Source organism: Burkholderia sp. IT-111MI5, from assembly GCF_949752865.1.
GTDB lineage: Bacteria > Pseudomonadota > Gammaproteobacteria > Burkholderiales > Burkholderiaceae > Burkholderia > Burkholderia pyrrocinia_C.
The window spans coordinates 293478-318455 of sequence record NZ_CATKIF010000072.1; the positions used below are offsets into that span (position 1 = coordinate 293478).

Consider the following 24978-nt stretch of genomic DNA (forward strand, 5'->3'; position numbering starts at 1 on the left):
CTACAGGTAGCCGGCCGCGGGGCGGCAGGCGATCGCGCGCTTACCGGTAGGTCCAGAGCCGATGCAGCACGAACGTCGTCGGCGGGATCAGCAGCGCGATCGCGACGATGCTCATCGCGCGCGACATGTCGAGCATTTCGGCGGCACGCGCGAGCAGCAGCGTTTCGACGAAGCCGGCCAGCGTGACGACGAGAAAACGCAGCGCGTTGCGCGTATGCACCGTCGACGAGAAGCTCCACAGCGTATTCGCGAGATACGAGAACGCCGTCGCGCACAGGAATGCGACCGCGTTCGCGGCGACCAGCGTCGCATCGAACAGCGCGAACAGCGCGGACGCGACCAGCGTATGGAGCGCGGTCGAACAAAGCCCGGACAAGCCGAAGCGCACGAGCCGCGTGCGCTCGGCATGGAGCAGGTCGATCATGGCCGTCTGCGCGCGTTCAGCGTACGTCGATCCGCGCACGGTTCGGCTGCACGCGCCGGCGTGCGATCTGGCGGCGCGCATCGCGCGCGACCGGAAGTTCGATCACCTTGCCGTGCGCCTGGTAGCGGCGGCGGATCAGGTAGACGGGCCGTTGCTTCGACTCGTCGTAGATCCGCCCGATGTATTCGCCGACGACACCGATCCCGATCAGTTCGATGCCGCCGATGAACAGCGTGACCGAGATCAGCGACGCGTAGCCGAGCACCGGATTGCCGAACAGCAGCGTGCGGAAGATGATGAACGAGCCGTACAGGAACGCGAGCGCGGCGATGCCGACGCCGATATAGGTCCAGCTGCGCAGCGGCACCGTGCTGAAGCTGGTGATCCCTTCCAGCGCGAAATTCCACAGCTTCCAGCCGGAGAACTTCGAGTGCCCGGCGCTGCGCGGGTCGCGCTGGTATTCGACGATCACGGTCTTGAAGCCGACCCACGCGAACAGCCCCTTCATGAAGCGGTGCCGCTCGGGCAGGTTGCGCAGCGCGTTCACGACCTTGCGGTCCATCAGCCGGAAATCGCCGACGTTCTCCGGCAGCTTCACGTCCGACAGCAGGTTGTGCACGCGGTAGTAGATCGCGGCCGCGGTGCGCTTCGCGAACGAATCGCATGCGCGGTTGCTGCGCTTCGCCGCCACGACTTCCGCGCCGTTGCGCCAGTGTTCGATCATCACCGGAATCAGGCTCGGCGGATCCTGCAGGTCGGCGTCGAGCGGGATCACCGCGTCGCCGGCGGCTTCGTCGAGGCCGGCCGTCAGCGCCGCTTCCTTGCCGAAGTTGCGGGTGAGATCGATCACGCGCACGCGCCGCTCGCCGGTGCTGATCCGGATCAGGCGTTCGAGCGTGTCGTCGCGGCTGCCGTCGTTCACGCAGACGATCTCGAAGCGGATCGCGTCGATGGCCGTCAGCAACGGAATCACGACGTCGAAGAAGCGCTCGACGGCCTCGCCTTCGTTATAGAACGGCACGACCAGCGAAACGAGCGGCGTGTAGAGTGGTTCCCGCATGATGATTCCCCTTGTGATGTCGCTTCACCGGCCGGCGCCGAGCGTCGGGCGGCCGGTGCGGCGCATTCCGTGCGCCGATCGGTGGTGCTGTCGGACCGGATGTGCGAAGCCGGTCTCGGTCGAGTCGTCGCGTGCGTCGGGCATCGACGGCACGTCGTGTCTTTCCTGCGCGATCCGGCTGACGAGCAGCGCGAGCGACGCGAGCGTCACGAGCGGCATGAACTGGAACGACAGATGCGAGACGACCGCGAGGCCCGCGAGCGGCATCGGCCACAGCAGCATCAGCCATTCGCGGTCGAAGCGCCGCCAGCCGTGCGTCCACGCATAACGCGCGTACCACGCGATCACGATGCCATACCAGGTCAGGTCGTAGTCGTACAGATAGGGGCTGACGAGCAGGCATGCGCATGCAAGGGTCGCGGCGCGCAGCGCGTAGGAACACGCGCCGCGCCACGCGTAGACGACGGCGATCGCGGCGGCCGCGGCCGACAGCAGCTGAAGGCCGCGCGCGACGATCGCGGGCCAGCCGGCCATCGTCGCGAGTGCGAACACGGTCGGCATGCGGGCGAGCTTGGCGTGACCGGTGCCGACGATCGTATAGGCGTTGCCGATCACATGCGCGAACGTGACCCACGGGCCGACACCGAACGCGAGCGTCGCGAGCGCGACGCAGCCGGCGATCGTCGCGGCCCACGCGGCCAGCGCGCGCCACTGGCCCGCGCACAGCAGCGCGAGCGGGAACAGCACCGCGAGCTGCGGCTTCATCGTCAGCAAGCCGAAGCAGATCCCCGCGCATACCGGGCGGCGGTTCAGCGCGAGCAGGCCGATCCCGGCGAGCATCGCGGTAAAGAGGCTGGTCTGACCGACGATCACGGTGAGAAACGCGCCGGGGAACGCGAGCGCGCACAGCCACGCGGCATCGCGCTGCACGGTCGCGCGGATCGTCGCGGCGAACAGCACATACGTGACGCCGAGCCACAGCACGAGTGCCAGCATGTACGGCAGCCAGCCGAGCGGCAGCACGAGCAGCAGCATCGTCGGCGGATAGAGCCACGGCAGCGCGCCGTCCGTGAGCGTCATCGTCGGGACTGCCAGCTTCTGGACCGCGAACAGCGTGGGGAAATGCCATGCGTCGGCACCGTGCCCGTGCGCAGCGAGCCGCGCGGCGCTCCAGATCGGCGAGAAATCCTGCGACAGCGGCTCTAGCGCACCGTTGTGCGACAGGAACACGCGGATCACGTAGATGACGATGAACAGCAGTTCCGTCAGCAGCACGGCGGCCGCATAGAGGCGCACGCGATCGCGATTGAGCCAGTGCGGATAGCGGCGCGGGCCCGCGATCGGGAGTTCCGGATGCAGATCGACGGCGGAATGCGCATGGCGGGCGAACGAAGGCGTTTTCATTGCGCGCTCCGTGACGCGAGTGCCGTGCGGCGCACGACGACGAACAGCACCGCGAGCAGCACGACCGGCCCGATCTGCGGCAGCTTCATCAGCCGGTTGAACATCTCGAAGATCGGCAGCAACCACGCGAGCACGAGGATGCCCTGGTCGCCGGGCAGCCAGCCTTCGTCGAGACCGTGTGCGATCAGGCAGAAGATCGCGATGCCGAGCCAGGTCAGTTCGTAGTTCCACAGATAGGGCGTCGTCAGCAGCGTGGCGACGGCCAGCACCGCGGCGCGCAGGCGCATGTCGCGCGTGCGGCGCCACACGTCGACGGCCGCGGCGATCGCCAGCAGCGCGACCGCCGCTTGCACGGCCAGCGCGGCCGCCACCGGCGCACCCGCGAGCCGCAGCGCGGCGAACGGCGTCGGCGACGCGAGCCAGTACGACGCGAGCATGAAATGCTGGTCGCGTACCGTCGACATGGCGTGGCTCAAGCCGTGCAGCGCGCCGGGCCCGGCCAGCGCGATGCCGGCCGCCGCGAACAGCGTCGCGCTGAGCGCCGCCGCCGCGAACGTGCGCCACGCCCGCGTCGCGATCAGCACGAACGGAAACACGACGGCGAGTTGCGGCTTGATCGCGAGCAGCCCGATCAGCACGCCGGCCGCGACCGGACGCTTGCCGAGCAGATGCAGCGCGAGCGCGGCGAGGCCGGCGGTCAGGATGCTGTTCTGGCCGAACAGCGCGGACATGCACACCGCCGAATACGCGACCACGACGAGCGCCGCGGCGCGCGGGTGCGGAAGATGCGCGCGCAATCCCGACAACCGCGAGACGGCGAACGCGTAGCATAAAAGACTGCCCGCGAAAAAGAGGAAATATGCGGGCAGGAAAGGCACGAGGGCAACCGGCGCGATGAACAGCAACATCGTCGGCGGATAGAGCCAGGGAAGCGGCCGGTGCTGCAGATACGCACCGAAGTGCGCGAACTCGGCCTGCAGGAATAACGAAGAGTCGTAGGCCGCTGCGGCGTGGCCTTGCAACACGAGGTTCGATGCGGTCCAGAAGACCGAGAAGTCGGTGCCCGGGCGGGCGGTGGCATTCGACGTGAAGCCGTCCGTCACGACGCCCCAGATGGCCAGCAGCGCGGCGAAGAGCATCAGCATGATGCAGCTGTACGGAACGATCCGGTCCGCCGTCAGCCATTGAGCCCGGCATATGGCGCGATCGCGCGTTCCACGATTGGCTGTGTACATGATGCCCCGTATGTAGTGGAGGCTGCCTGGTCTGTCGCAGCCGTTTCATGTTGTCGTGCCGCCGGATCGAATCGCTCTGAATGGCGTTGTCCGGTGAATTCATTGTTGAAGAAAAAATCGCGTGATGCAAACCGCGCACTGGAAGCCGTGATCCCGATCAATCGGTGACAGGCGCGAAAACCGCGTTTTCAGGTATGAGAAAACGACCCGGCCGGATTTCATGTTTCTGGCTTGAAACATTCCGTGTTTTCGAGCGGTGTCGCGTCCCGCCGATCCCGTGAAATGCAACCGGCTGCCCGCGTTCGGGAAAGTCCCGAGAAAAAATTTTGGATCCTTTGTGCAGCGCGGCGGCGAGCGTTCCGGCGTACCTCGCTCGCGGGAATGCATATATCAAAGTTGAAACATTTCGTTCGTCGCACCATTGACGCGGGAACCCGGAGATCGCCGGAACCCTTGATACGCCTGGATTTCGCTCGAGGTGGCCTGCTCTTTGCGTCAGCGTTGGCACGGCAGTCGACGACGTGACGACCGGGCGGTTCCGGGAACAGACGGAACCAGCTCCGGAATCACCTGCGGAGAAGAGGGCCGGAGCGCGTCGGGGAAAACACGCAGCTCCAGGTCGATGAACCGCGAGAACCTTCGTCGATCGGCCAACGAGACCCGGGATCGTCAGGGCAAAAAGAAATCGGCATCGCAGCAGACGGGGAATAAAAATGAAACAGCAAAGCACATCGCGGCCGGCGAGCCGCGACAAAAGCGATTTTCAGCATCGCCGGGAGTTTTGCTCCCGTTCAATCGAACTCCGTGCGTCGAACGGCAGTCACGCCGTTCAGGTCGATCGTCCAGCCCGGTTTATCCGGCTCGTCGAATCGGACGCGCATCTCTCGCGTTCCCTCTCACAGAAATCCGTTCTCACGGACAGGTGTGCGCATCCCTGTCCTCGCAGCTGAGCGTCGCGTTTCGATTTTCTTGTAGTGCCGGTGGTGCCCGTCCCCGACGTCATGACAGACGAAGGGTATTTCATAGCAGTCCGAAAGGAGAATGCTCATGTCAAGAATCATCGAAAAGATCGCCTGGTTCATTCGGGATCAGCGCGGCGTGACGGCCATTGAATACGGCCTGATCGCCGCACTGATCGCGATCGGCATCGTCGCCGCGTTGGCGACGGTCGGTACGGATCTGAAGACCGTGTTCAGCACGATCGCCGCAGATCTGGACTCGGCGGTAGCAGGACTCTGATGGACGGTGCGGCGGGCGGCTCGTCCGAATCGTTCGCCGGCACCACACGGCATTAACAACTTTCCTCGACGTATCGATGCCAGATCGATCGATCCAGCCGGTACACGAGGGCTTTGAAAGTCATCACGCAAGGAGATAACCATGTCCAAGTTCATTCAACAAGCCAGCCGTTTCGTCCGCGATGAAGACGGCGTGACCGCCATCGAATACGGCCTGATCGCCGCACTGATCGCGGTAGGCATCATCCTCGCGCTGTCGACGATCGGGAAGGACCTCAAGACCGTGTTCAGCACGATCGCGGCCGACCTGGATTCGGCGGTGGCAGGCATCTGATGGACCGTACCGCGGACGGCTCGGCTGGTGCAGTGCTCGAGCCGTCCCCGGTCATCTGATCAACCGGAACCGGAGACCATCATGCAAGCCAGGGTGCGTGCCGTATGTCGCCGCTGGATCGGCGACGAGCAGGGTGTGACGTCGATCGAATATGCGTTGCTCGGGGCGATGTTCGCCGTCGCGGTGCTGGGCAGCGTCGTCACGCTGAGAGGCTCGCTGGCCGATACGTACGAGGTGATCGCAACAGCCTTGACGGCTGCCGTGACCACCGCGCTTGCAATGGTTTCCTGATCCATCGATTCGCTCCGCGAGGTTCGCCATGTTACTCGTCGCGCCGCCGTACCCGGTTCCGTTGTGCGTGACGCTGCTCGCGGTCGCCGCGGCCAGCACGGACATCGCGGCCCGCCGCATTCCGAACCGCCTCGTCGCGGCCGGACTCGTCGGCGCGCTGGTCGCCCAGTGCATGCTGCACGGCGTCCTGGCAGGCGCACTCGGATGGCTCGCGGGAGCAGCGACCGGCTTCGGCCTGCTGCTGCCGTTCTACCTGTTGCGCGGGATGGCGGCCGGCGACGTGAAGCTGATGCTCGCGATCGGTGCATGGGTCGGCGCGGAAATGACGTTTTACATCGTGCTGGCCACCTTCGTGGCCGGCGGGATCGGTGCCATCGCGTTCGCGCTGCTGCGCGGGCGGATGCGCCGGATGTGGGCGAACGTCCGCGTGCTGATCGCGCGCCGTTCGCAAGGGGCGCGCGCAGGGGCAGCCGACGGCCCAGCGGAAATCGCGTCGGTCGGCACGCTGCCGTACGGCGTCGCGATCGCGGCCGGCACGCTGGGCATGCTGTTCGCGTCGTGCGCGTAGCGCGACGAGCCCGCAACGAGGATGGAACGACCATGAACACGAATCACACCGAACCGAGACGCGACGCGCAGGTATCCAAACTGCCCGATCCGTTGCCGTCGCGGGAGGCCAATACGAAGCTGGGCGCGCAGCTGCCGGCGGCGCCGCGCTCGCTCGGCGAAACCGGGCTGAGCATGACGTTCGTCGCCGGGCTCGTGCTGAAGTCGACGCTGATGCTCGGCCGCCCTTCGTACGGCGACCTGGTCGAGCGGCACTGCCTGCCGCTCGCGGTGCTCGACGACGTCTTCGCGTTCCTGGTGCGCGAGCATCTCGTCGAGCTCACCCATCGCGGCGCGACCGATCTCGACGTGACGTTCCGCCTGACCGACGCGGGCCGCGTGCTCGCGCTCGAGGAACGCGCGCGCAGCGGTTACAGCGGCCCCGCGCCGGTCACGCTCGAAGCGTATCTCGAATGCGTGAGCGCGCATTCGGTGCGCAAGCTGCACATCGACCAGGGCGACGTGTGGGCCGCGTTCGAAGGCATCGTGATCGACACGTCGGTCATCGATGCGGCGGCCGCGGCGCTGAACGCGGGCCGTCCGCTGCTGATCTACGGTCCGGCCGGCAGCGGCAAGACCTTCCTCGCCGAGCGGCTCGGCGCGCTGATGCACGGCCGCGTGCCGGTGCCGCACGCGATCTGCGCGGCCGGTGAAGTGATCCAGATCTACGACCCGCTCGTGCATGTCGACGCGGAACCGCAATCCGGCGGCCAGTCGCTCGATCGCCGCTGGCGCCTGTGCAAGCGGCCGGTCGTGCTGTCCGGCGGCGAACTGACGCTCGACGAGCTCGACCTGCGCCGCGATGAAGCTGCCGGCTTCTACCAGGCGCCACCGCACATGAAGGCGAACATGGGCATGTACATCGTCGACGATCTCGGCCGCCAGCGCGTCGAGCCGCGCGACCTGCTCAATCGCTGGCTGCGCCCGCTCGATCGCGGCGTCGATTTCCTGACGCTCGAATCCGGCAACCGCTTCGTGCTGCCGTTCGACGTGTGGCCGGTGTTCTCGAGCAACCTCGCGCCGGAACAGTTCTGCGACGACGCGTTCCTGCGCCGCCTCGGCTCGAAGCTTCACGTCGGTCCGCTGTCGATCGACCACTACCGCGCGGTGTACGACGCGGCCTGCACATCGCTCGGTCTCGTCTCGGCGAGCGATGCATTCGAGTTCCTGCTGCATCGGCTGCATCTGCCGACCGGCAAGGCGTTTCTCGCGTGCTTTCCGGCGGATCTGCTGCGCCTTGTCGCCGCCGGCGCACGTTACCGCGGCGATCCGCCCGAGGTGACGCACGACGCGCTGTACGACGCGTGGGCGAGCTATTTCGGCGCAGCGCCCGAACGGGACGGCAACCATACGCCGCCCGTTGAGCGAGGCGGACGTACGTACATCACCGGTTGAGCCGTTTTTTTTACGAATCGTCGAGGAGCATTGCCATGAAAAACAGTCGAGCGCTCATGATGCTGGCCGTCGCGATGGTCGCGGGTCTTGCCGCGGTCGTGTTCGCGTCCCACTGGCTGGTGCAGACATCCACGAACTCGGTCACGCCCGTCGCGGTGGCGGCCGCGGACCTGAACCTGGGCGAGCCGCTCGGGGCGAACCAGATCCACATGGTGAGCTGGCCGTCGGGCAGCGTGCCGACCGGCGCGTTCACCGATACGAAAACCCTCGAAGGGCGCGTCGTGCGCACCAGCCTGGCGCGCGGCGAGCCGGTGATCGAGTCGAAGCTCGCACCGCTCGGCACGAAGGGCGGGCTGTCCGCGGTGATCGCCGACGGCAGCCGCGCGATCACGGTGCGCGTGAACGACGTGGTCGGCGTCGCGGGCTTCGCGCTGCCGGGCACCTACGTCGACGTGATCGTCAACACGCAGGAGCAGCAGGGCAAGACCGACGGGCAGAGCATCTCCAAGATCGTGCTCGAGCACATCCTCGTGCTCGCCGTCGCACAGCAGGTCAGCCGCGACGACACCGCACCGAAGGTCGTCAACGCGGTCACGCTGGAAGTCACGCCCGACCAGGCCGAACGGCTCGACCTCGCGCGCAGCGTCGGCACGCTGTCGCTCGTGCTGCGCAATCAGGTCGACCAGAAGACGCTGAACACGGGTGGCGCGACCAAGATGACGCTGCTCGGCAAGCCGCCCGTACCCGATTTGCCGCCGCTTCCCGTTCCCGCACAGGTGCGGACGGTGCGCGTGCACGTCGCGTCGCACGCGGCGCCGGCAGCGCGGCGCGACTGCGTCGGCGTGCTGGCCGGCGTGAAGGGCAGCGTCGAATGTTTCTGAAGCAGATCAACACAGCCAGATAAACAAATCGGCCGCCGGCAGGGTACGGCGGCCTCGGAAGTCGACAACCGGCACGGCGCCGGTCTCTCGGGGGATCAAACAAAATGAAGCTCAAATCGCAACGTACAGGTACCGGCCCACTGCGGACTCGCGTCGCACGGGGCACGATGATGGCCGCGATCCTCTGTTCAGGATGGCTGACCGTTTATGGCGCACTGGCCCAGGAAGGCATCGAGGCGGGCGTGCTGACGAAGGGCGGCGCCAGCGCGCCGGCCGCGGTCGGCAAGGGGCCCGTGCAGATGACGATCAGCATGGCGCCGGCGCCGGTCGCCGCGGCCGCCGCTGCGGCGGGGCCGCTGCGCGGGCCGAACTGCGTCGGTGCCGTGCGCGAGTCGAGCAGCGTCAGCGTGCCGCTCGGCAAGTCGCTGCTGGTGCCGATGCCGGAGCCGGTCCGCAATCGGACGATCGGCAACCCGGCCGTCGCGCAGGCGACGATGGTGTCGCCGCAGACGCTGTACATCCTCGGGCTGTCGGTCGGCACGACCAACATGATCGTGCAGGGCAAGAGCGGCGCATGCCGCGTGATCGACGTCGCGGTCGGCGCGGACGCCGGCGGCCTGCAGGCATCGCTGCTGCAACTGCTGCCGGGAGAACGCGACATCCACGTGTCGACCGCGGCCGGCACGATCGTGCTGGCCGGCACGGTGTCGAGCTCGCAGGCCGCGCAGCAGGCCGTGCAGATCGCACGTGCGTACGGCGACAGCGCGGGTGATGCCGGCGGGGGCGGCAAGCAGGGCGCCGGCGTGCTGAACATGCTGAGCGTCACGTCGCCGCAGCAGGTGATGCTCGAGGTGAAGGTGGCCGAGGTGTCGAAGACGCTGATCAACCAGATGGGCAGCGCGTTCAACATCCAGGGCGGGTTCGGTTCGTGGAGCGGCGCGCTGGTCAGCAACCTGCTCGCGGGCGTCGCGAGCGGGGCCATCTTCAACAAGGCGAACAACAAGCCGTTCAGCATCTCGGCCGACGCACAGAACACCGACAACCTCGTCAAGATCCTCGCGGAGCCGAATCTCGTGACGATCAGCGGCCAGGAAGCGACGTTCCTCGCCGGCGGCAAGATCTTCATCCCGATCCCGCAGAGCAGCGGCAACGGCACGTCGTCGATCACGCTGCAGGAAGAGGAGTTCGGCGTCGCGCTGAAGTTCACGCCGACGGTGCTGGCGAACGGCCGGATCAGCCTGAAGGTCGCACCGGAAGTGTCGGAGCTGTCGCAGACGGGCGTCACGCTGAGCGCGACCAACATCGGCGGCACGTCGATCCTGCCGCTGATCACGACGCGGCGTGCTTCGACGACGGTCCAGATGAGCGACGGCGAATCGTTCGCGATCGGCGGGCTGATCAAGGACAACGCGAGCGGCGCGCTGAAGGCGATCCCGGGTGTGGGCGAAGTGCCGGTGCTCGGCGCGCTGTTCCGCAGCACGTCGTTCCAGCAGGACCGCACCGAGCTGATCTTCCTGATCACGCCGCACCTCGTGAAGCCGATGCAGACCGCGGACGTGCAGTTGCCGACCGACAGCTTCTCGAAGCCGCACGAAATCGACGTGTACGCGACGGGCAACATGGAAGGCCGCCGCGGGGTCCGCAAGGCGGGCGCGCAACCCGCGAACGGCGCGGCGGCTGCACCGCAGGAGGCACCGGCCCAGGCTCCGGCCCAGGGTCCGGCACCTGCACCGCAATCGGAAGCACCCGCCGCTGCGGCCGCCGCACTGCCCGCGCCGCGCGCGCCGCAGGGCACGGACGCACAGCCGCCGGTGCCGGCCGAGCCGCAGAAGACGCCTGCGCCGGTAGCGGCCACCGCGCCGCAGCCAGACGCGGCAAACGCGGCCCGCGTCGCACGTATCGAAGCCGCCGCCGCGCGCCTCGCGGCGGCCGGCCCCGACACGCCGGCCCAGCCGGCGGCGCGACCGAAGCAACGGGTGCCCGCGGGTGCCCGGGCGCAGGTCGCGCGCTCGGAACCCAAGTCCACCGATCGTTGAAGCCATCCAAGGGGAAGCTCCATGAAATCCGCCTACCTCGTATTCGTGCGCCGCGCGGCGCTCGCCGCACCGCTCGCGTTCGCGCTTGCCGGCTGCATGTCGTCGACCCCGGTGTGGGACAGCCGCTTCGGCGACTCGGTCCGCTCCGTGATGCAGGCCCAGATCATCGACCCGCATGCCGCCGAACACGCGGCATCGGCGTCGGCGTCGGGCATCGACGGCGGCGCGGCCGCGGCCGCGCTCGACAACTACGACAAGTCGTTCAAGCAGATCCAGCCGCCTGCCAATGCGTTCGTGATCGGCATCGGCAAGGCGACTCAATAACGACGGCACGCTCAGGGAGAACGCCATGTCCAGCGCAGCTCGCTATCCGAAAGTCACGCGTCGCGGCCTCCATCGCCAGCGCGGCGCCGTCGCGATCATCGTCGGTCTCGCACTGGCGGTGATGATCGGGTTCGTCGGTCTCGCGCTGGACCTCGGCAAGCTGTACGTCACGCGCAGCGAACTGCAGAACAGCGCCGATGCGTGCGCGCTGTCGGCTGCACGCGACCTGACTTCGGCCATCAGCCTGTCGGTCGCCGAGGCGAACGGCATCGCCGCCGGCCACCTGAATTTCGTGTTCTTCCAGAACAAGTCGGTGCAGATGCTGACGAATTCGAACATCACGTTCAGCGACTCGCTGTCCAATCCGTTCCTGACGAAGAACTCGGTCGCGACGCCGGCGAACATCAAGTACGTGAAGTGCGTCGCGTCGCTGAGCAACATCGCACACTGGTTCATCGAGGTGCTGAACGTGCTGCCGGGCACGAAGCTCGCGAACGCGGCCGAAGTGTCGGCGAGCGCGATCGCGACGGTCGGCGGCGGGCAGACCACCTGCGCGATCCCGGTGTTCGTGTGCCGCGCGACGGGCGCGCCGCCCTACAACGTCGGCGACTGGATCACGTCGCCGTCCGGTTCGACCTACGGGCCCGGCAACTTCGGCTGGGCGGCGCTCGACGGCTCGACGAACGAAACGACCATCGCGAACGAGCTGTCGGGCAACACCTGCAATATCAAGAGCCCGCCCGACCTCGGCAGCACCGGCCTGAAGTCGGCGGCGCTGCGCGCCTGGAATACGCGCTTCGGCATCTATACGAGCGGCGCGAACGGGTCCAGCGGCCAGCCCGACTTCACCGGCTACGCGTATGTCGGCCCGAACTACGGGCCGCCCGGGACGCCGGGCATCAAGGGCGACGCATACACGCAGTTCGTGACCGACCGCACGACCTACAAGACCTACCAGGGCGACGGTGCGCCGCCGGCGGGCAGCGGGATATCCACCAACGGCACCGCGACGGCGAGCAATTACCAGACCTTTGGCGGCGACCGCCGTGTCGCGCTCGCGCCGGAAGGCGACTGCTCGGCGCTGAGCGGCAGCAGCGGCAAGGTGCACATCACGCAATGGGACTGCGTGCTGATGCTCGATCCGTTGCCGTTCAGCCCCGGCAAAGGCGGTGTCATAGCCCACCTCGAATACCTCGGCTCGTCCGTATCCGGCAACAATCCGTGCGCGACGCACGGGTTGCCCGGCGACGGCAGCGCATCCGGGGTCCAGGTGCCGATGCTCGTTCAATAGGGAGAGGCGATCATGAAAAGGCCCCCGTTTCGCCGTTCGCGCACCCGTGGCGTGGCCGCCGTCGAGTTCGCGCTCGTACTGATGCCGATGATCATGCTCGCGACCGGCGTGGCCGAGTTCGGCCGCGCGATCTACCAGTACGAGACGCTGACCAAGGCGACGCGCGACGCGGCGCGCTACCTGTCGATCTGGCTGCCGAGCGACAGCGCGTATCCGGTGGCGGCGGCGCAGTGTCTCGTCGTATACGGCAGCACGACCTGCGGCTCGGCAGGCACCGAGCTGGTGCCGGGGCTCACCACGTCGATGGTGACCATCTGCGATGCGTCGCATACGACCGGCTGCGGCGATGCGTCCGACCCGGCGCAGTTCTCGAACCTGCCGACCTACGACGCGGACAACAACGCGGCAAGCGGCACGGCGACGGGCAGCATCAACGTCGTCGAAGTGAAGATCAAGGGCTACCAGTACCAACCGATCCCCGCGTACCCGGGGCTGACGTCGATCACCTTCGGCAACATCGTCACCGTGATGAGGCAAGTGTCATGAACGCGCGCCATTTTCCGCTGTCGCGCCGGCGCGGCGAGCGCGGCTCGACGATCGTCGAGTTCGGGCTCATCGCGTCGGTGCTGATCATGCTGCTGATCGGCATCTTCGAATTCGGCCGCGTGCTGTTTTACTGGAACACCGCGAGCGAGGCCGTACGCCTCGGCGCGCGCACGGCGGTGGTCTGCGACGTGGATGCCGCCGGCGTCGCGAAGCGCGTGACGGCGCTGCTGCCGCTGCTGTCGAGCGCGAACGTGTCGGTGGACTACTCGCCGGCGAGCTGCGACGTGAACACCTGCTCGTTCGTGACCGTGAGCGTCAAGAACGTCACGGTCAAGACGATGATTCCGTTCGTGAACGTGACGATCAAGATGCCGCCGTTCACGACAACGCTGCCGCGCGAAAGCCTGACTTCCGCGACCGGCGGCACCGCCTGCAATTAACTGAACAGACGAGGCACACGACATGATCAATATCCTCGTAGCTTCCGACGATACCGCGCGGCTCACGCAGATCGCGCGCCTCGTGGCCGACTGCGGACGCTATCGCGCGACGCGCGCGACCGGACGGCCGTCGCAGATCGAGCACCGCACCGACGGGCTCGACGCGTTCGACATCCTGCTGATCGACGGCACGTCGACCGATCCGTCGGAGCTGTCGGCGATCGAGCGGATCTGCCGCGCGCACGCGGGCCTGACCTGCATCCTCGTGACGGCGGATGCGTCGCCGCACGTGCTGCTGGACGCGATGCGCGCGGGCGCGCGCGACGTGCTGCAGTGGCCGCTCGACCGGCAGGCGCTCGGCAACGCGCTCGAGCGTGCCGCCGCGCAAAGCACGCGAAGCGACACCGACGATACGCGGATCGTGTCGTTCATGTCGTGCAAGGGCGGGGCCGGCACGAGCTTCGTCGCCAGCAACGTCGCGTTCGAGATCGCCGAGGGCTTCAAGCGCCGCGTGCTGCTGATCGACCTGAACCAGCAGTTCGCCGACGCGGCGTTCCTGGTCAGCGACGAAACCCCGCCGTCGACGCTGCCGCAGCTCTGCGCGCAGATCGAGCGGCTCGACAGCGCGTTTCTCGACGCGAGCGTCGCGCACGTGACCGAGAACTTCCACGTGCTCGCGGGCGCTGGCGATCCGGTCAAGGCCGCCGAGATGCGCGAGGACGCGCTCGAATGGATCCTCGGCGTCGCCGCGCCGCGCTACGACTTCGTGATCTTCGACATCGGCGTCTGCATCAATCCGCTGTCGATGGTCGCGCTCGATCGCAGCGACCAGATCCAGCTCGTGCTGCAGCCCGCGATGCCGCACGTGCGCGCCGGCCGCCGGCTGCTGGAAATCCTCGTGTCGCTCGGCTACTCGACCGACCAGATGCGACTGGTCGTGAACCGCGCGACGCGCGCGAGCGACCGGACCCGCACCGCGCTCGAGGAAGTGCTCGGCCTGCAGGCCGCCTGCATGATTCCCGACGACGCCGACACCGTGCTCGAAGCGATCAACCAGGGCCATCCGGTGTCGCGGCTCGCGCGCGGCACCGCAGTCGCGCGTGCATTGCAGGGCTGTGCGAAGCAACTCGTCGACGGCGAAGTGCGCGCCGGACGCAGCGCGACGCGCAGCGAACCGCTGATGTCCCGGCTGTTCGGCCGCAAGGCCACGCCGAAGCTCAAGTCCATGTAAATCTCTCGGGGAACCGTCATGTCATTGCGCGAACAGATGTCCTTGCACCGGGCCCAGCCGCTGGCGGCGGGCAGCGAGCCGGCCGGCCCGGCGCATTCGTCGGTACGCGACGCATACCAGAAGCTGCGCCGCGAAATTCACCAGACCGTGCTCGATCGCGTCGAGCTGGAGCGCCTGTCGCGGCTGCCGCAGGAGCAGGTCCGCCAGGAAATCTCCTCGCTGATCTCGCGCATCCTCGACGACGAGCGGACGCCCGCGAACGACATCGAGCGGCGGCAGCTCGCGATCGACGTGTACGACGAGATGTTCGGCTTCGGCCCGCTCGAAGCGCTGCTGCGCGACCCGAGCATCTCCGACATCCTCGTGAACACGTACCGGCAGGTCTATGTCGAACGCGGCGGCCAGCTCGAATTGACCGACGTGACGTTCTACGACGACGCGCACCTGATGAAGGTGATCGAGAAGATCGTGTCGCGCGTCGGGCGCCGCATCGACGAATCGAGCCCGATGGTCGATGCGCGGCTGCCGGACGGCTCGCGCGTGAACGCGATCATCCCGCCGTCGGCGATCGACGGGCCGCTGATGTCGATCCGGCGTTTCGCGGTCAACCCGCTGAAGATGGACGACCTGGTGCGCTACCACAGCCTGACGCCGCCGATGGCGGAGCTGCTCGATGCGCTGTCGCACGCGAAGGTGAACGTGCTCGTGTCTGGCGGCACCGGCAGCGGCAAGACGACGCTGCTCAACATCCTGTCCGGCTTCATCCCGCGCAACGAGCGGATCGTGACGATCGAGGACGCCGCCGAGCTGCAGCTCCAGCAGCCGCACGTGCTGCGGCTCGAGACGCGCCCGCCGAACATCGAGGGCAAGGGCGAGATCACGCAGCGCACGCTGGTGCGCAACGCGCTGCGGATGCGGCCGGACCGGATCATCCTCGGCGAAGTGCGCGGCGCCGAAGCGCTCGACATGCTCAACGCGATGAACACCGGCCACGAAGGCTCGCTCGCGACGATCCACGCGAACACGCCGCGCGATGCGCTGACGCGGCTCGAGAACATGATCAGCGTCTCCGGCCTGTCGCTGCCGCCGAAGACGATGCGCCAGCAGATCGCGTCGGCGATCTCGGTGGTCGTGCAGGCGGCGCGGCTGACGGACGGCAAGCGCAAGATCGTCAGCATCCAGGAGCTGACCGGGATGGAAGGCGACATCATCAACATGCAGGAGATCTTCACGTTCAAGCGTACCGGCGTGGATCGCGACGGCACGGTACGCGGCCACTTCTGCGCGACCGGCGTGCGGCCGAAGTTCGTCGAGCGGCTGCAGGCGTTCGGCATCAACCTGCCGGATTCGCTGTACGACCCGTCCCAGCGTTACGAGACGGACTGACGACATGGCGCCGTTTGCTGCCGGGGAGGCTTCATGAACACGATCTTTTACGGTTTTGTGATTCTCACCTTCGTCGCGGTCGTGCTCGCGATCGAAGGCGTCTATCAATGGTGGAACGCGCGGCACGGCGCCGCTGCGCGCCGGATCGAATCGCGCATTCGCGCGATGTCGGCCGGCGGCAACGTGCAGCAGGAGCGGCTGTCGATCCTGAAGAAGCGGATGCTCGACGATTCGAAGCCGTTCGACCGGCTGCTGTTGCGCTTGCCGCGCGTGCACTCGCTCGATCTCGTGATCCAGCAATCGGGCCTCGACTGGACGCTTCCGAAGCTGATCGTGCTCAGCGTGGTGTTCGCGGTGTTCACATGGCTCGCGCTGAGCCTCGCCACGCTGCCGCAACTGGCCGCACTGCCGGGCGCGCTGTTTGCCGGGTGCCTGCCGACGATGTACGTGATGCGCCGCCGTGCGCGCCGGATGCTCAAGCTCGAGCGGCAGCTGCCGGACATCTGCGACATGATCGCGCGCGCGCTGCGTTCCGGTCATTCGTTCACGGGCACGCTCGGGATGGTCGGCGACGAGTTTCCCGATCCGATGGGCGGCGAGTTCCGGATCACGTTCGACGAAGTCAACTACGGCGTGTCGCTGCACGACGCGCTGATGAACCTCGCGACGCGCGTGCCGGTGCAGGATCTGCGCTACTTCGTGATCGCGGTGCTGATCCAGCGCGAGACGGGCGGCAACCTGGCCGAGCTGCTCGACAGCATCGCGGCGCTGATCCGCGAGCGCTTCAAGCTGTTCGACAAGGTGCGCGTGCTGTCGGCGGAAGGGCGGCTGTCGGCGTGGATTCTCGGGCTGCTGCCGTTCGGCACCGCCGCGGTGATGGCGCTGCTGAACCGCGAGTTCCTGTCCGTGCTCTGGGAGGATCCGGCAGGGATCAAGATGGTCGGCGGGATGCTGGTGTCGATGCTCTTCGGCCTGTTCTGGATCCGCCGGATTGTCCGGATTCGCGTCTGACGTGCGAGTCGAATAACGAACCGTTTGCGAGGCTGTCATGCAAAATCTGAACGTGGTCCAGGCCGTGATGCTGGGCGGCTTGTTCATCTTCGTGGCCGGCGGGGTGCTCGTCGCGATGCTGCTGTTCGCGCCGCGCAGCATCCAGCGCCGGCTCCAGCAGGCCGGCGGGGCCGGTGCGGGCGCGGGTGCCGTCGCGGGCCCGGGCGACGGCGACGATCTGGCGTCGCGCTGGGTCGCGAAGCTGGTCGATCTGTCCACCCCGATCTCGAAGCTGTCGGTGCCGAAGGAGGGCTGGGAGAATTCGCCGCTGCGCGTCCGGCTGATGAATGCCGGATGGCGCAACCAGAGCGCGGCCGCGCTGTATTTCACCGCGAAGACGGTGCTCGCGCTCGCGTTGCCGTGCATGGCGCTGCTGGGGCTGGTCACGACCAAGCTCGGCGACGAGCGCGCGCTGTTGTCGGCCATCCTCGTGGCGCTCGCCGGCATCGGCTACTACATCCCGAACATCGTGCTGTCGCAGCGGGTCAAGGTGCGCCAGCAGACGATCTTCGAGGATTTTCCGGACGCGCTAGACCTGCTGACGGTGTGCGTCGAAGCGGGGCTCGGGCTCGACGCGGCGCTGATGCGGGTGAGCGAGGAGCTGCGGTTTCGCAGCGAGGTGGTCGCAGGCGAACTCGACCTGCTGCTGCTCGAGATGCGCTCCGGCTTCACGAAGGAGACGGCGCTGCGCAATTTCGCGCTGCGCACCGGCGTCGAGGACATCGAGTCGTTCTGCGCGATGCTGATCCAGGCCGATCGCTTCGGCACGAGCATCAGCGAATCGCTGCGCGTGCTGTCGGACATGCTGCGCACGCGGCGGCGGATGCGCGCGGAAGAGCGGGCGGCGAAGATCGCGCTGAAGCTGCTGTTCCCGCTGATCTTCTGCATCTTTCCCGCGCTGATGCTGGTGCTGCTCGGGCCGGCGATGATTCACGTCTATCGCGTGCTGCTGCCGACGTTCGTCAGCATCGCGCCGTGAGCGGCGGACACGCGCGGCTTCGAGCGCAGCGCCAGAGGTTTTGCGTGCCGGCCCCGACACACGCGCCGGCCGGCACGGCAACAGGCTTCATGGAGGCTCCCTCCCCAGGCGGCGCCGCGAGACAGGTCGACCATAGCGGCGTCAATGCAACCTGGACCCATGGTCGGCCATGGAGCAAGCCGTAGTCCACCGCCCTCATCGGCTGCCCCCTACTGCTAACCCTGAAGGCCCCGTTGCCGGCATTGCGCCGGCGCGGTTAAAAGCGACGGAAAACGCTGAACACCCGCAGACGAATTAATCCAATTCAATAATGCGCGGGATTGTTCATCGAGTTGTTGATTGCGATTGCTTTCCGTTCGTTATTTACGCACCCGCGGGAAAACGACGGTTGACGAAACGCCAGATTCATTGAAGGCAATTTGTAATCTCTGTCGCGCGCCCCGTCCCGCCAGCAGGCAGCCAGAACGGCACGGTTCGGCGCTTCACGCGCACCGGCGCCATGCACGCTATCCGAAAATCTCCTTGAAATCTCCGGTGCCAATTTCTAGCATTATTCAAAATCGAACTCGTATGACGGTACGAACACGAAAAACGTCACGCATACCGGAAAGACCGAACAAAAACACTTGAAAATCAAGAGACTGCCCGACAATACGGAAAACAGGCCAGTTACGCACGATCAAGGCCGGGGGAATCATGAACGAGCAATCAGCGACAAGCACGCAGCCTGACGCTTCATCGAGCCGGCGTCCACGGGCCTCGAACGGCCCCGCGAATCCGCCGCGCATCCTTCCCGGTCCGCTTCCTCCCGATTCCTGACCGCCGGCGCGTACCACCGCGCCCGCAAGACCGTTTCCGCACCGACTCCAGCACCGCGAAGCGCACGCGCAGCGGCCCGCGCACGGCCGGCGCGGCGGCGCGCGTCGCGCATCGACGGTGCCCCAGCCATGACAAATCGAACGAGGGACGCAGCATGGCCATCGATGTGCCTGTGACACGCCGGACGTTTCTGAAGCTGGCCGGGAGCGGCGCTGTCGTCGCGATCTCGATCACCCATTTGCCGGCGCTGGCGCTCGACGCCGGCGAGCAGGCCGATACCGGCGCGAGCGGGCCGAGCTGGGCGCCGGTGCCCGGCAAGGCGCGGTGGCGCATCGACGGGATGCCGAAGGTCACCGGCCAGAAAATCTACGCGCGCGATTTCAAGTCGCGCGACTTCGTCGGCTGGCCGCAGCAGGAGAACTGGCTCTATGCGTTGCGGTGCGGCCGCGTCGACGCCGTGTACGAAGGCTACGACCTCGGCGTGCTGCCGGCCGAGCTGCGGCCGATCGCCGTCGTCGACAACGCGCTGCTGAGCGCGTGGCGGATTCCGCTTGCGCCGGTCCCCGACCCGATCGCGAACCAGGACATCTACTGGCTCGCACGGCCCGGCCATCCGGCGGACTGCTACGGGCAACCGGCCGCGCTGCTGATCTTCGAGAACTTCGATGTCTATCGTCGCGCGAGGAAGCTGCTCGATTTCAACGACAGCGTGATCCGCTACGGCGCGGCGGTCGACCGCTCGGCAGCCGCACAGCCCGTGCCGTATACGCCGGTGACCATCTACGTGCGCGACGACGAACGCGGTTTCAACTACGTGAACAACTACCGGACCGACAGCAGCGGCAAGCCGACCGCGCAATACCTGAAGGAACGCGAGGAGGCGGTCGTCAACATCGACGCGACGATTGCGCGCAACGCGGCCTCCGGTGCGTGGATCGGCGTGCGCGCGACCGGCAACGACGGCTTCGAGACGCCGGCGATGGACCCGATGTTCATGGAGCCCGAAGCGGGGCTCGCATGGTACGACGCATCCGCCGCGAAAATGGGCCTCGTCCTCGGCACGCAATCGGCGAACGACGATGCGACCGGCGCCTGCGCGCTGTTCGACGGCAGCGCCATTTCGGTGAAGGAGGCGCATGTGATCGCGTGCTATCCGGGCGGCGGTTTCGGCGGGCGCGACAAGTCCTACTTCCCGCTGTATCTGGCGCTCGCCGCGCCGTTTGCGAAGGGCGCGCTGCGCTGGCAGCAGTCGCGCTACGAACAGTTCCAGGTCGGCCTGAAGCGCTGCGAGACCCAATTCTCCGAATCGCTGTGGTTCAACCGCCGCGGCAAGCTCGAAGCGATCACGTGCGACTTCCTGATGAACGGCGGCGGCAAGAAGAACCTGTCGCCGTACGTCGCGCAGCTCGCCGCGTTGAGCGCGATGAGCTGCTACGAGATTCCGCGCGCACGCGCGCAGGCAGCGTCGACCTACACGCGCGAAGTGTTCGGCGGATCGCAGCGCGGCTTCGGCGGGCCGCAGGCGTTCATGGCGATCGAGACGCTGATGGACGAGGCCGCGCGCCGGCTCGGGCTTTCGCCGTTCGCGATCCGCCGCGCCAACTTTCTCGGCAACGCACCCCGTCTCGGCAAGGGGCGTGCGATCACGGGCGCGCCGATCCTGTTCGACCTGCAGCTCGACGCGCTGCTCGACCGGCTCGAGCGGCATCCGTTGTGGCGCGACCACGAGCGCACGCGTGCGGAGCGCGGCGCGCGCAACCTCCGGTACGGCGTCGGCCTCGCGATGGCGAACGAGGCATACGGAACGTCCGGGGACGGGATGTTCGGGATGGTGCAGATCCTGCCCGACAGCAGGCTGCGCGTGGTCACGCCGTATACCGACATGGGCAACGGCGCGGCCACGACGCTCGGTCTCGCACCGGCCGAATTTCTCGGGCAGAACGCGCAAACGATTGCGATGAGCGAGATCGGACCGTTCAACGCGCTCGGGCTCACGCGTTCGAGCAATCCGGCGGCCAACCCGAAGACGGTGCGCTACACGTACGGCTCGTCGAGCGCCTGTCTCGGCGCATTCCATCAGTACCACGCGGTGAAGGGGGCCGCGCAGGCGCTGTTCCTGCAAAGCGTGCTGCCGGCTGCACGCGCATGGTGGGGCGTGCCGGTGCGGGCCGAGGACGTGCGCTGGGTCGATCGCGCGCTCGTCGCGAACGGCCTCGCGCCGATTCCGTGGCCGGCGCTGCTCGGCACGATCGCGAAGCTGGGCCTGCAGACGGTTGCCGCCGTGCATGCGAGTTATGCCGGGTACTTCTGGAAGGGCACGTATCCGTTCGCGTCCGGCAGTGCGCAAGTCGACTACGACTATGTGGCGGTCGGCCTCGATCCGTATTACCTGACGCCGCTGTCGCGCACGCTGCAGGCGCCGCCGGTCGACACGACCCTCTACGGGCGCACGACCTATGCGCCGTCGGCGGCGCTCGTCGCCGCGTCCGTCGATCCGGCGACCGGGCGCGTGAAGGTCGAACGCGTGGTGACGGCCGTGAGCGTCGGCCGGCAGCTTGCGCCGGAGCTCGTCGAAGGGCAGTCGCAGGGCGCGGTGGCGATGGGGATCGGCAACGTGCTGACCGAGACGTGCCCGCTAGGTCCGGACGGGCCGGGCGGCGGCAGATGGAACCTCGACCGCTACGAGGTGACGCGTCTGCCGGACATTCCCGCGCAGGAACTGATCGCGCTGCCGCCGCCCGGCGGCGATCCCGCGAATGCGCGCGGCATCGCGGAAGCGGTGATGTGCCCGATCGCGCCGGCGCTGCTCAATGCGCTGGCGATGGCGACGGGGCGGCGGTTCCGGGTGACGCCGGTGACGCCGGACAAGATTCGGGAGGCACTGCGATGAGCGATCCGGTCCGCATGCATGTGAACGGCAAACCCGTCGAAGCGGCCGCCGCCGACGGCGACATGAACCTCATCGATTTCCTGCACGAGCGACAGGACCTGACGGGCACGAAGCTGTGCTGCGGCATCGGCGTGTGCCGCGCGTGCACGGTCGGCGTGCGCAACACGCCCGATGCGCCGATGGAAAAGACGCTGTCGTGCTCGACTCCGGTCAGCGCGATGGCCGGCATGCACGTGTACACGATCGAAGGGCTCGCGCAGGGCGGCACGCTGTCGCCGCTGCAGCAGAGCTTTCTCGAATCGTTCGCGTTCCAGTGCGGCTATTGTGCGTCGGGATTCCTGATGGCCGCGACCGCGATGCTCGATCACCTGCGCGTGCAGCCGGTGCACGCCGGCGAACTGGACGCGATGATCGAGACGTGGGTGGGCGGCAACGTATGCCGCTGCACCGGCTACGTCAAATATATCGAGGCGATTCGCAAGGTGGCGATGCGCTACACGAAGGGGGCGGCATGACGATCCGAACCTGCGTCGTCGCGCTGGCGATGCTGCTGGCCGCGCCTGCCCCATTCGCCGCGGAAGGCGGCGATGCGTCGCTGCTCGAATACGCGCAGCAGTGCACCGACGAAATCGGCGAGATTCCCGCGTTCGACTGCAACAGCGGCACCGACGTGCCGATCACCGTCAATGGCCGCGTGCCCGCGCGGTATGCGGCGCACATGACCTGCGATCGCCCGGCGCTGTTGCCGTATGAAGCGCCGACGTCCGGGCAATGCACGCCTTATTCGAAGATTCTCGATCTTTCGCACGGCGACACGCAGATATCGGCGTTTTGCCGCCGCAAGCAGATCCGCGCGAACCGGAGCCCGTATTACGACGAAGTCGATATCGTGCTGCACCATGCGGGCAACGGCAAGACCTGCTGGTTTCATGCGGAACGGGGCGGCACGGCCGGCATGAACGCGGCGCGCGTGCCGCCGCCGAACGAGAAGACGCCGCCGCCAGGCCATCCGTCGGCGGTGGAGTTCTGGTGGAAGCCCGCCGCGACCGCGACGAAGCGCTGCGCGGCGTGCCACGACGCGAGCCCGGTCATGTACAGCCCGTGGATCGGGCAGGTGTGGAACAAGGTGCCGACCGATCCGTGGGGCAAGTACATCAATCTCGGTGCCGATTTCGCATCGTTTACATCGCATGCGATCAGCACGCCGGGTAATACCTGCATCGGCTGTCACCGGATCGGCAACCGGAACAGTTGCGAGATCTACGTGCCGCTCGCCGCCGGGAGGCTGCCGCCGCCGAAAGGCAGCAACGAGCTCGCGAGCAGTTATCCGCTGACGCACTGGATGCCGATCGACAACAACCGCAGCCTCGCCGAATGGAATGCGGCCAACGCGAAGTCGGTGAGCGACTTGCTCGAGTGCTGCTCGGCGCGGGGCAAGAACGATCCGAAGTGCACGTTCACGCCGGCGGCGCAGGCGGCGAAGTAGTTCGTTTTCCTTGACGATGGATTTTCAGGCTGCGGCGGGCGGGGCGAACGAATCGCGCCGTTCGTGCCACCCGGTTTGCATACCCGCCGCTTCGCCGCTTCGTCGCGTTACTGGAAGTGATGCACATAGCGCAGCACCATCCGCGTCCCCTGCGGCCGGTTGCGCGCCTGGAACTCGAAGTACGTATTGAACAGCAGGTGATCGTGCGGCGAGAAGCTGACCATGGCGCCCGGGCCGATCGCCAGCACGGCCTCGCGCGTACCGGGCACGTCCTGCCCGTTTTCCTTCATGTCGGTGGTCTGGCGCAGCCAGTAGCCGTTGAGCCCCAGTCGCAGGCCCGGGCGCACTTCATATTCGGTCGCGAAGTTCGCATGGATCGCCTGGCCGGCCCGGGTCGACGTCACGTCGGGGCCGAGCGACGTGGCCGGCTGATGGTTGGTCGCGTTCCACAGATAGTGCAGGCGCCACGACACGGTCCATTTCGGCGTCAGCCACAGCGTCGCTGCCCAGTACGGGTCGAACGACCAGAAATGGCTGCCCGGGTTGATCGCGCGCGACGGATCGTACGCGCCGGTCGGCGCGATGAACTGGAATTCCACGCGCTGCGCGAAGCGCGGCCCCTGCGCGCCCATCACCGGGTCGAACTGGATGAATGGGCCGATCAGCAGATCGCCGAAACCGGCCCGCGAATTCAGCGCGACGTTGCCGATGCCGTCGTCGGTACGTGCTGACGCGATCCACGGCAGGATCACGTCGAGGCCCGGATGCATGCCGGCGAACGTCAGCGGCGACTGATAGACGAGCTGGCTCAGGCCCGCGAACAGGTCGATGTCCTGCTTCGGCAGGCCGACCTTGTTGCCGGCATTGTCGTTGACGCGGCCGGCCGTGTAGTACTGCAGGTACTGCGTGCCGTACCAGCCGGAGCTGGCCGGCGGCATCCCGTCGAGGAAGCTGGTCATGCCGAGGTTGACCGGCGGCAGGTCGGCCGCGTTGGCCGACGCGTGACCGGCCATGCCGGCGATCGCGAGGCCTGCGGCGACGAGCAGGCGAGAGCCGAGTTTCATGTTCACCACCTCCTGGATATTTATTTGTATAACTAATCAAACGGCGCGTGAAAGATCGGGGTGATCGGCAATCGCGCGATACTGGCCGGCATGGAACACCAGCGGTGCCTTGCCGAACGCGTCGAACTGCTCGATCTGGCCGATGAAGAGCAGGTGATCGCCGCCTTCGTAATGGCCGACGTTGCGGCACACGAAGCGCGCGCTCGCACCGTCGAGGCAGGGCACGCCGCCGCTGTCCGAATCCACGTGCAGCACGCCGTCGAACTTGTCGGCACTGGGCGTCGCGAAGCGGCGCGACAGGTCGATCTGGTCGTGCGCGAGGATGTTGATCGCGAAGTGGGTGGCCGCGACGAAATCGGGCCGGCTCGGCGCGACCTTGCGAAGGCTCCACAGCACGAGCGGCGGATCCAGCGACAGCGACGAGAACGAGTTGGCGGTGAGGCCCACCTTGCGTCCGTCGGCCGCGCACGTGGTGATCACGGTGACGCCGGTCGGGAACTGCCCGAACGCGGCACGCAATTGCATCGGGTCGACGGTTGGGCTGCAGGTAACGGTCGTTTCCATGTCG

General features: G+C 67.1%; 24 protein-coding genes. 18 read left to right on the forward strand and 6 right to left on the reverse strand.

Going from position 1 to position 24978, the window contains the following annotated elements:
* Positions 1-40: 40 nt before the first annotated feature.
* The 4 genes from ACM6JT_RS34335 to ACM6JT_RS34350 are packed head-to-tail and all read right to left on the reverse strand — an operon-like array spanning position 41 to position 4123.
* On the reverse strand, positions 41-424 hold the full coding sequence (locus ACM6JT_RS34335; RefSeq protein WP_243567347.1) for a GtrA family protein: 384 nt from the start codon (positions 422-424) through the stop codon (positions 41-43).
* A gap of 16 nt (positions 425-440) precedes the next feature.
* Positions 441-1484, reverse strand: a complete 1044-nt coding sequence (locus tag ACM6JT_RS34340; protein WP_407972907.1) for a glycosyltransferase family 2 protein — start codon at positions 1482-1484, stop codon at positions 441-443.
* A 24-nt stretch (positions 1485-1508) separates the two neighbouring features.
* Positions 1509-2888: a glycosyltransferase family 87 protein gene (locus ACM6JT_RS34345; protein ID WP_414858124.1), complete on the reverse strand. Its 1380-nt coding sequence runs from the start codon at positions 2886-2888 to the stop codon at positions 1509-1511.
* Positions 2885-4123 carry a glycosyltransferase family 87 protein gene (locus ACM6JT_RS34350; RefSeq protein WP_414858125.1) on the reverse strand — a complete coding sequence of 413 codons (1239 nt, stop codon included), beginning with the start codon at positions 4121-4123 and terminating at the stop codon, positions 2885-2887. Before ACM6JT_RS34350 ends, ACM6JT_RS34345 begins: the two co-directional genes overlap by 4 nt.
* Positions 4124-5170: 1047 nt before the next feature.
* On the opposite strand from ACM6JT_RS34350, the gene ACM6JT_RS34355 reads away from it, so the two are divergent.
* The 18 genes from ACM6JT_RS34355 (at position 5171) to ACM6JT_RS34440 (ending at position 23346) form a co-directional block, all read left to right on the forward strand.
* Positions 5171-5362 carry a Flp family type IVb pilin gene (locus ACM6JT_RS34355; RefSeq protein ID WP_034182591.1) on the forward strand — a complete coding sequence of 64 codons (192 nt, stop codon included), beginning with the start codon at positions 5171-5173 and terminating at the stop codon, positions 5360-5362.
* Positions 5363-5503: 141 nt separating this feature from the next.
* Complete coding sequence (locus ACM6JT_RS34360) at positions 5504-5695, forward strand: Flp family type IVb pilin (RefSeq protein WP_011349893.1); 192 nt, start codon at positions 5504-5506, stop codon at positions 5693-5695.
* 81 nt (positions 5696-5776) lie between these two features.
* Positions 5777-5986, forward strand: a complete 210-nt coding sequence (locus ACM6JT_RS34365) for a Flp family type IVb pilin (RefSeq protein WP_034182332.1) — start codon at positions 5777-5779, stop codon at positions 5984-5986.
* A gap of 28 nt (positions 5987-6014) precedes the next feature.
* Positions 6015-6554, forward strand: coding sequence for a prepilin peptidase (locus ACM6JT_RS34370; RefSeq protein ID WP_034182331.1), 540 nt, complete (start codon positions 6015-6017; stop codon positions 6552-6554).
* 32 nt (positions 6555-6586) lie between these two features.
* A complete protein-coding gene (locus ACM6JT_RS34375) occupies positions 6587-7987 on the forward strand; it encodes an ATP-binding protein (RefSeq protein ID WP_243567352.1) in 1401 nt (466 codons plus the stop codon).
* A 35-nt stretch (positions 7988-8022) separates the two neighbouring features.
* A complete protein-coding gene (cpaB, locus tag ACM6JT_RS34380; protein WP_034182329.1) occupies positions 8023-8868 on the forward strand; it encodes a Flp pilus assembly protein CpaB in 846 nt (281 codons plus the stop codon).
* Between the two features lie 104 nt (positions 8869-8972).
* Positions 8973-10904 carry a type II and III secretion system protein family protein gene (locus tag ACM6JT_RS34385; protein WP_034182328.1) on the forward strand — a complete coding sequence of 644 codons (1932 nt, stop codon included), beginning with the start codon at positions 8973-8975 and terminating at the stop codon, positions 10902-10904.
* Between the two features lie 21 nt (positions 10905-10925).
* Positions 10926-11228 carry a hypothetical protein gene (locus ACM6JT_RS34390; RefSeq protein ID WP_034182327.1) on the forward strand — a complete coding sequence of 101 codons (303 nt, stop codon included), beginning with the start codon at positions 10926-10928 and terminating at the stop codon, positions 11226-11228.
* 25 nt (positions 11229-11253) lie between these two features.
* Complete coding sequence (locus ACM6JT_RS34395; RefSeq protein WP_414858126.1) at positions 11254-12519, forward strand: pilus assembly protein TadG-related protein; 1266 nt, start codon at positions 11254-11256, stop codon at positions 12517-12519.
* A gap of 12 nt (positions 12520-12531) precedes the next feature.
* Complete coding sequence (locus ACM6JT_RS34400; protein ID WP_034182325.1) at positions 12532-13065, forward strand: TadE/TadG family type IV pilus assembly protein; 534 nt, start codon at positions 12532-12534, stop codon at positions 13063-13065.
* Positions 13062-13505 (forward strand): TadE/TadG family type IV pilus assembly protein, encoded by a 444-nt coding sequence (locus tag ACM6JT_RS34405; protein ID WP_034182324.1) that lies wholly within the window; start codon positions 13062-13064, stop codon positions 13503-13505. The genes ACM6JT_RS34400 and ACM6JT_RS34405 overlap by 4 nt, the downstream gene beginning before the upstream one ends.
* A 22-nt stretch (positions 13506-13527) precedes the next feature.
* Complete coding sequence (locus ACM6JT_RS34410) at positions 13528-14736, forward strand: AAA family ATPase (protein ID WP_414858127.1); 1209 nt, start codon at positions 13528-13530, stop codon at positions 14734-14736.
* Positions 14737-14754: 18 nt separating this feature from the next.
* Positions 14755-16122: a CpaF family protein gene (locus ACM6JT_RS34415; RefSeq protein ID WP_034182322.1), complete on the forward strand. Its 1368-nt coding sequence runs from the start codon at positions 14755-14757 to the stop codon at positions 16120-16122.
* Positions 16123-16155: 33 nt separating this feature from the next.
* Positions 16156-17133: a type II secretion system F family protein gene (locus ACM6JT_RS34420; protein ID WP_034182321.1), complete on the forward strand. Its 978-nt coding sequence runs from the start codon at positions 16156-16158 to the stop codon at positions 17131-17133.
* Between the two features lie 37 nt (positions 17134-17170).
* Complete coding sequence (locus ACM6JT_RS34425) at positions 17171-18151, forward strand: type II secretion system F family protein (protein ID WP_034182320.1); 981 nt, start codon at positions 17171-17173, stop codon at positions 18149-18151.
* 973 nt (positions 18152-19124) lie between these two features.
* Positions 19125-21860, forward strand: coding sequence for a xanthine dehydrogenase family protein molybdopterin-binding subunit (locus ACM6JT_RS34430; protein ID WP_414858128.1), 2736 nt, complete (start codon positions 19125-19127; stop codon positions 21858-21860).
* Positions 21857-22375, forward strand: coding sequence for a (2Fe-2S)-binding protein (locus ACM6JT_RS34435; RefSeq protein WP_034182318.1), 519 nt, complete (start codon positions 21857-21859; stop codon positions 22373-22375). The genes ACM6JT_RS34430 and ACM6JT_RS34435 overlap by 4 nt, the downstream gene beginning before the upstream one ends.
* On the forward strand, positions 22372-23346 hold the full coding sequence (locus ACM6JT_RS34440) for a hypothetical protein (protein WP_414858129.1): 975 nt from the start codon (positions 22372-22374) through the stop codon (positions 23344-23346). Before ACM6JT_RS34435 ends, ACM6JT_RS34440 begins: the two co-directional genes overlap by 4 nt.
* A 107-nt stretch (positions 23347-23453) precedes the next feature.
* Here ACM6JT_RS34440 and ACM6JT_RS34445 read toward each other — a convergent pair whose 3' ends face one another.
* A complete protein-coding gene (locus tag ACM6JT_RS34445; RefSeq protein WP_414858130.1) occupies positions 23454-24410 on the reverse strand; it encodes a transporter in 957 nt (318 codons plus the stop codon).
* A gap of 36 nt (positions 24411-24446) precedes the next feature.
* Positions 24447-24974, reverse strand: coding sequence for a flavin reductase family protein (locus ACM6JT_RS34450; RefSeq protein WP_105390933.1), 528 nt, complete (start codon positions 24972-24974; stop codon positions 24447-24449).
* Positions 24975-24978 lie beyond the last annotated feature (4 nt).

Coding starts and splice junctions, on each gene's coding strand:
- ACM6JT_RS34335 (WP_243567347.1), bottom strand. CDS start 424: ATGATCGACCTGCTCCATGCCGAGCGCACGCGGCTCGTGCGCTTCGGC.
- ACM6JT_RS34340 (WP_407972907.1), bottom strand. CDS start 1,484: ATGCGGGAACCACTCTACACGCCGCTCGTTTCGCTGGTCGTGCCGTTC.
- ACM6JT_RS34345 (WP_414858124.1), bottom strand. CDS start 2,888: ATGAAAACGCCTTCGTTCGCCCGCCATGCGCATTCCGCCGTCGATCTG.
- ACM6JT_RS34350 (WP_414858125.1), bottom strand. CDS start 4,123: ATGTACACAGCCAATCGTGGAACGCGCGATCGCGCCATATGCCGGGCT.
- ACM6JT_RS34355 (WP_034182591.1), top strand. CDS start 5,171: ATGTCAAGAATCATCGAAAAGATCGCCTGGTTCATTCGGGATCAGCGC.
- ACM6JT_RS34360 (WP_011349893.1), top strand. CDS start 5,504: ATGTCCAAGTTCATTCAACAAGCCAGCCGTTTCGTCCGCGATGAAGAC.
- ACM6JT_RS34365 (WP_034182332.1), top strand. CDS start 5,777: ATGCAAGCCAGGGTGCGTGCCGTATGTCGCCGCTGGATCGGCGACGAG.
- ACM6JT_RS34370 (WP_034182331.1), top strand. CDS start 6,015: ATGTTACTCGTCGCGCCGCCGTACCCGGTTCCGTTGTGCGTGACGCTG.
- ACM6JT_RS34375 (WP_243567352.1), top strand. CDS start 6,587: ATGAACACGAATCACACCGAACCGAGACGCGACGCGCAGGTATCCAAA.
- cpaB (WP_034182329.1), top strand. CDS start 8,023: ATGAAAAACAGTCGAGCGCTCATGATGCTGGCCGTCGCGATGGTCGCG.
- ACM6JT_RS34385 (WP_034182328.1), top strand. CDS start 8,973: ATGAAGCTCAAATCGCAACGTACAGGTACCGGCCCACTGCGGACTCGC.
- ACM6JT_RS34390 (WP_034182327.1), top strand. CDS start 10,926: ATGAAATCCGCCTACCTCGTATTCGTGCGCCGCGCGGCGCTCGCCGCA.
- ACM6JT_RS34395 (WP_414858126.1), top strand. CDS start 11,254: ATGTCCAGCGCAGCTCGCTATCCGAAAGTCACGCGTCGCGGCCTCCAT.
- ACM6JT_RS34400 (WP_034182325.1), top strand. CDS start 12,532: ATGAAAAGGCCCCCGTTTCGCCGTTCGCGCACCCGTGGCGTGGCCGCC.
- ACM6JT_RS34405 (WP_034182324.1), top strand. CDS start 13,062: ATGAACGCGCGCCATTTTCCGCTGTCGCGCCGGCGCGGCGAGCGCGGC.
- ACM6JT_RS34410 (WP_414858127.1), top strand. CDS start 13,528: ATGATCAATATCCTCGTAGCTTCCGACGATACCGCGCGGCTCACGCAG.
- ACM6JT_RS34415 (WP_034182322.1), top strand. CDS start 14,755: ATGTCATTGCGCGAACAGATGTCCTTGCACCGGGCCCAGCCGCTGGCG.
- ACM6JT_RS34420 (WP_034182321.1), top strand. CDS start 16,156: ATGAACACGATCTTTTACGGTTTTGTGATTCTCACCTTCGTCGCGGTC.
- ACM6JT_RS34425 (WP_034182320.1), top strand. CDS start 17,171: ATGCAAAATCTGAACGTGGTCCAGGCCGTGATGCTGGGCGGCTTGTTC.
- ACM6JT_RS34430 (WP_414858128.1), top strand. CDS start 19,125: ATGGCCATCGATGTGCCTGTGACACGCCGGACGTTTCTGAAGCTGGCC.
- ACM6JT_RS34435 (WP_034182318.1), top strand. CDS start 21,857: ATGAGCGATCCGGTCCGCATGCATGTGAACGGCAAACCCGTCGAAGCG.
- ACM6JT_RS34440 (WP_414858129.1), top strand. CDS start 22,372: ATGACGATCCGAACCTGCGTCGTCGCGCTGGCGATGCTGCTGGCCGCG.
- ACM6JT_RS34445 (WP_414858130.1), bottom strand. CDS start 24,410: ATGAAACTCGGCTCTCGCCTGCTCGTCGCCGCAGGCCTCGCGATCGCC.
- ACM6JT_RS34450 (WP_105390933.1), bottom strand. CDS start 24,974: ATGGAAACGACCGTTACCTGCAGCCCAACCGTCGACCCGATGCAATTG.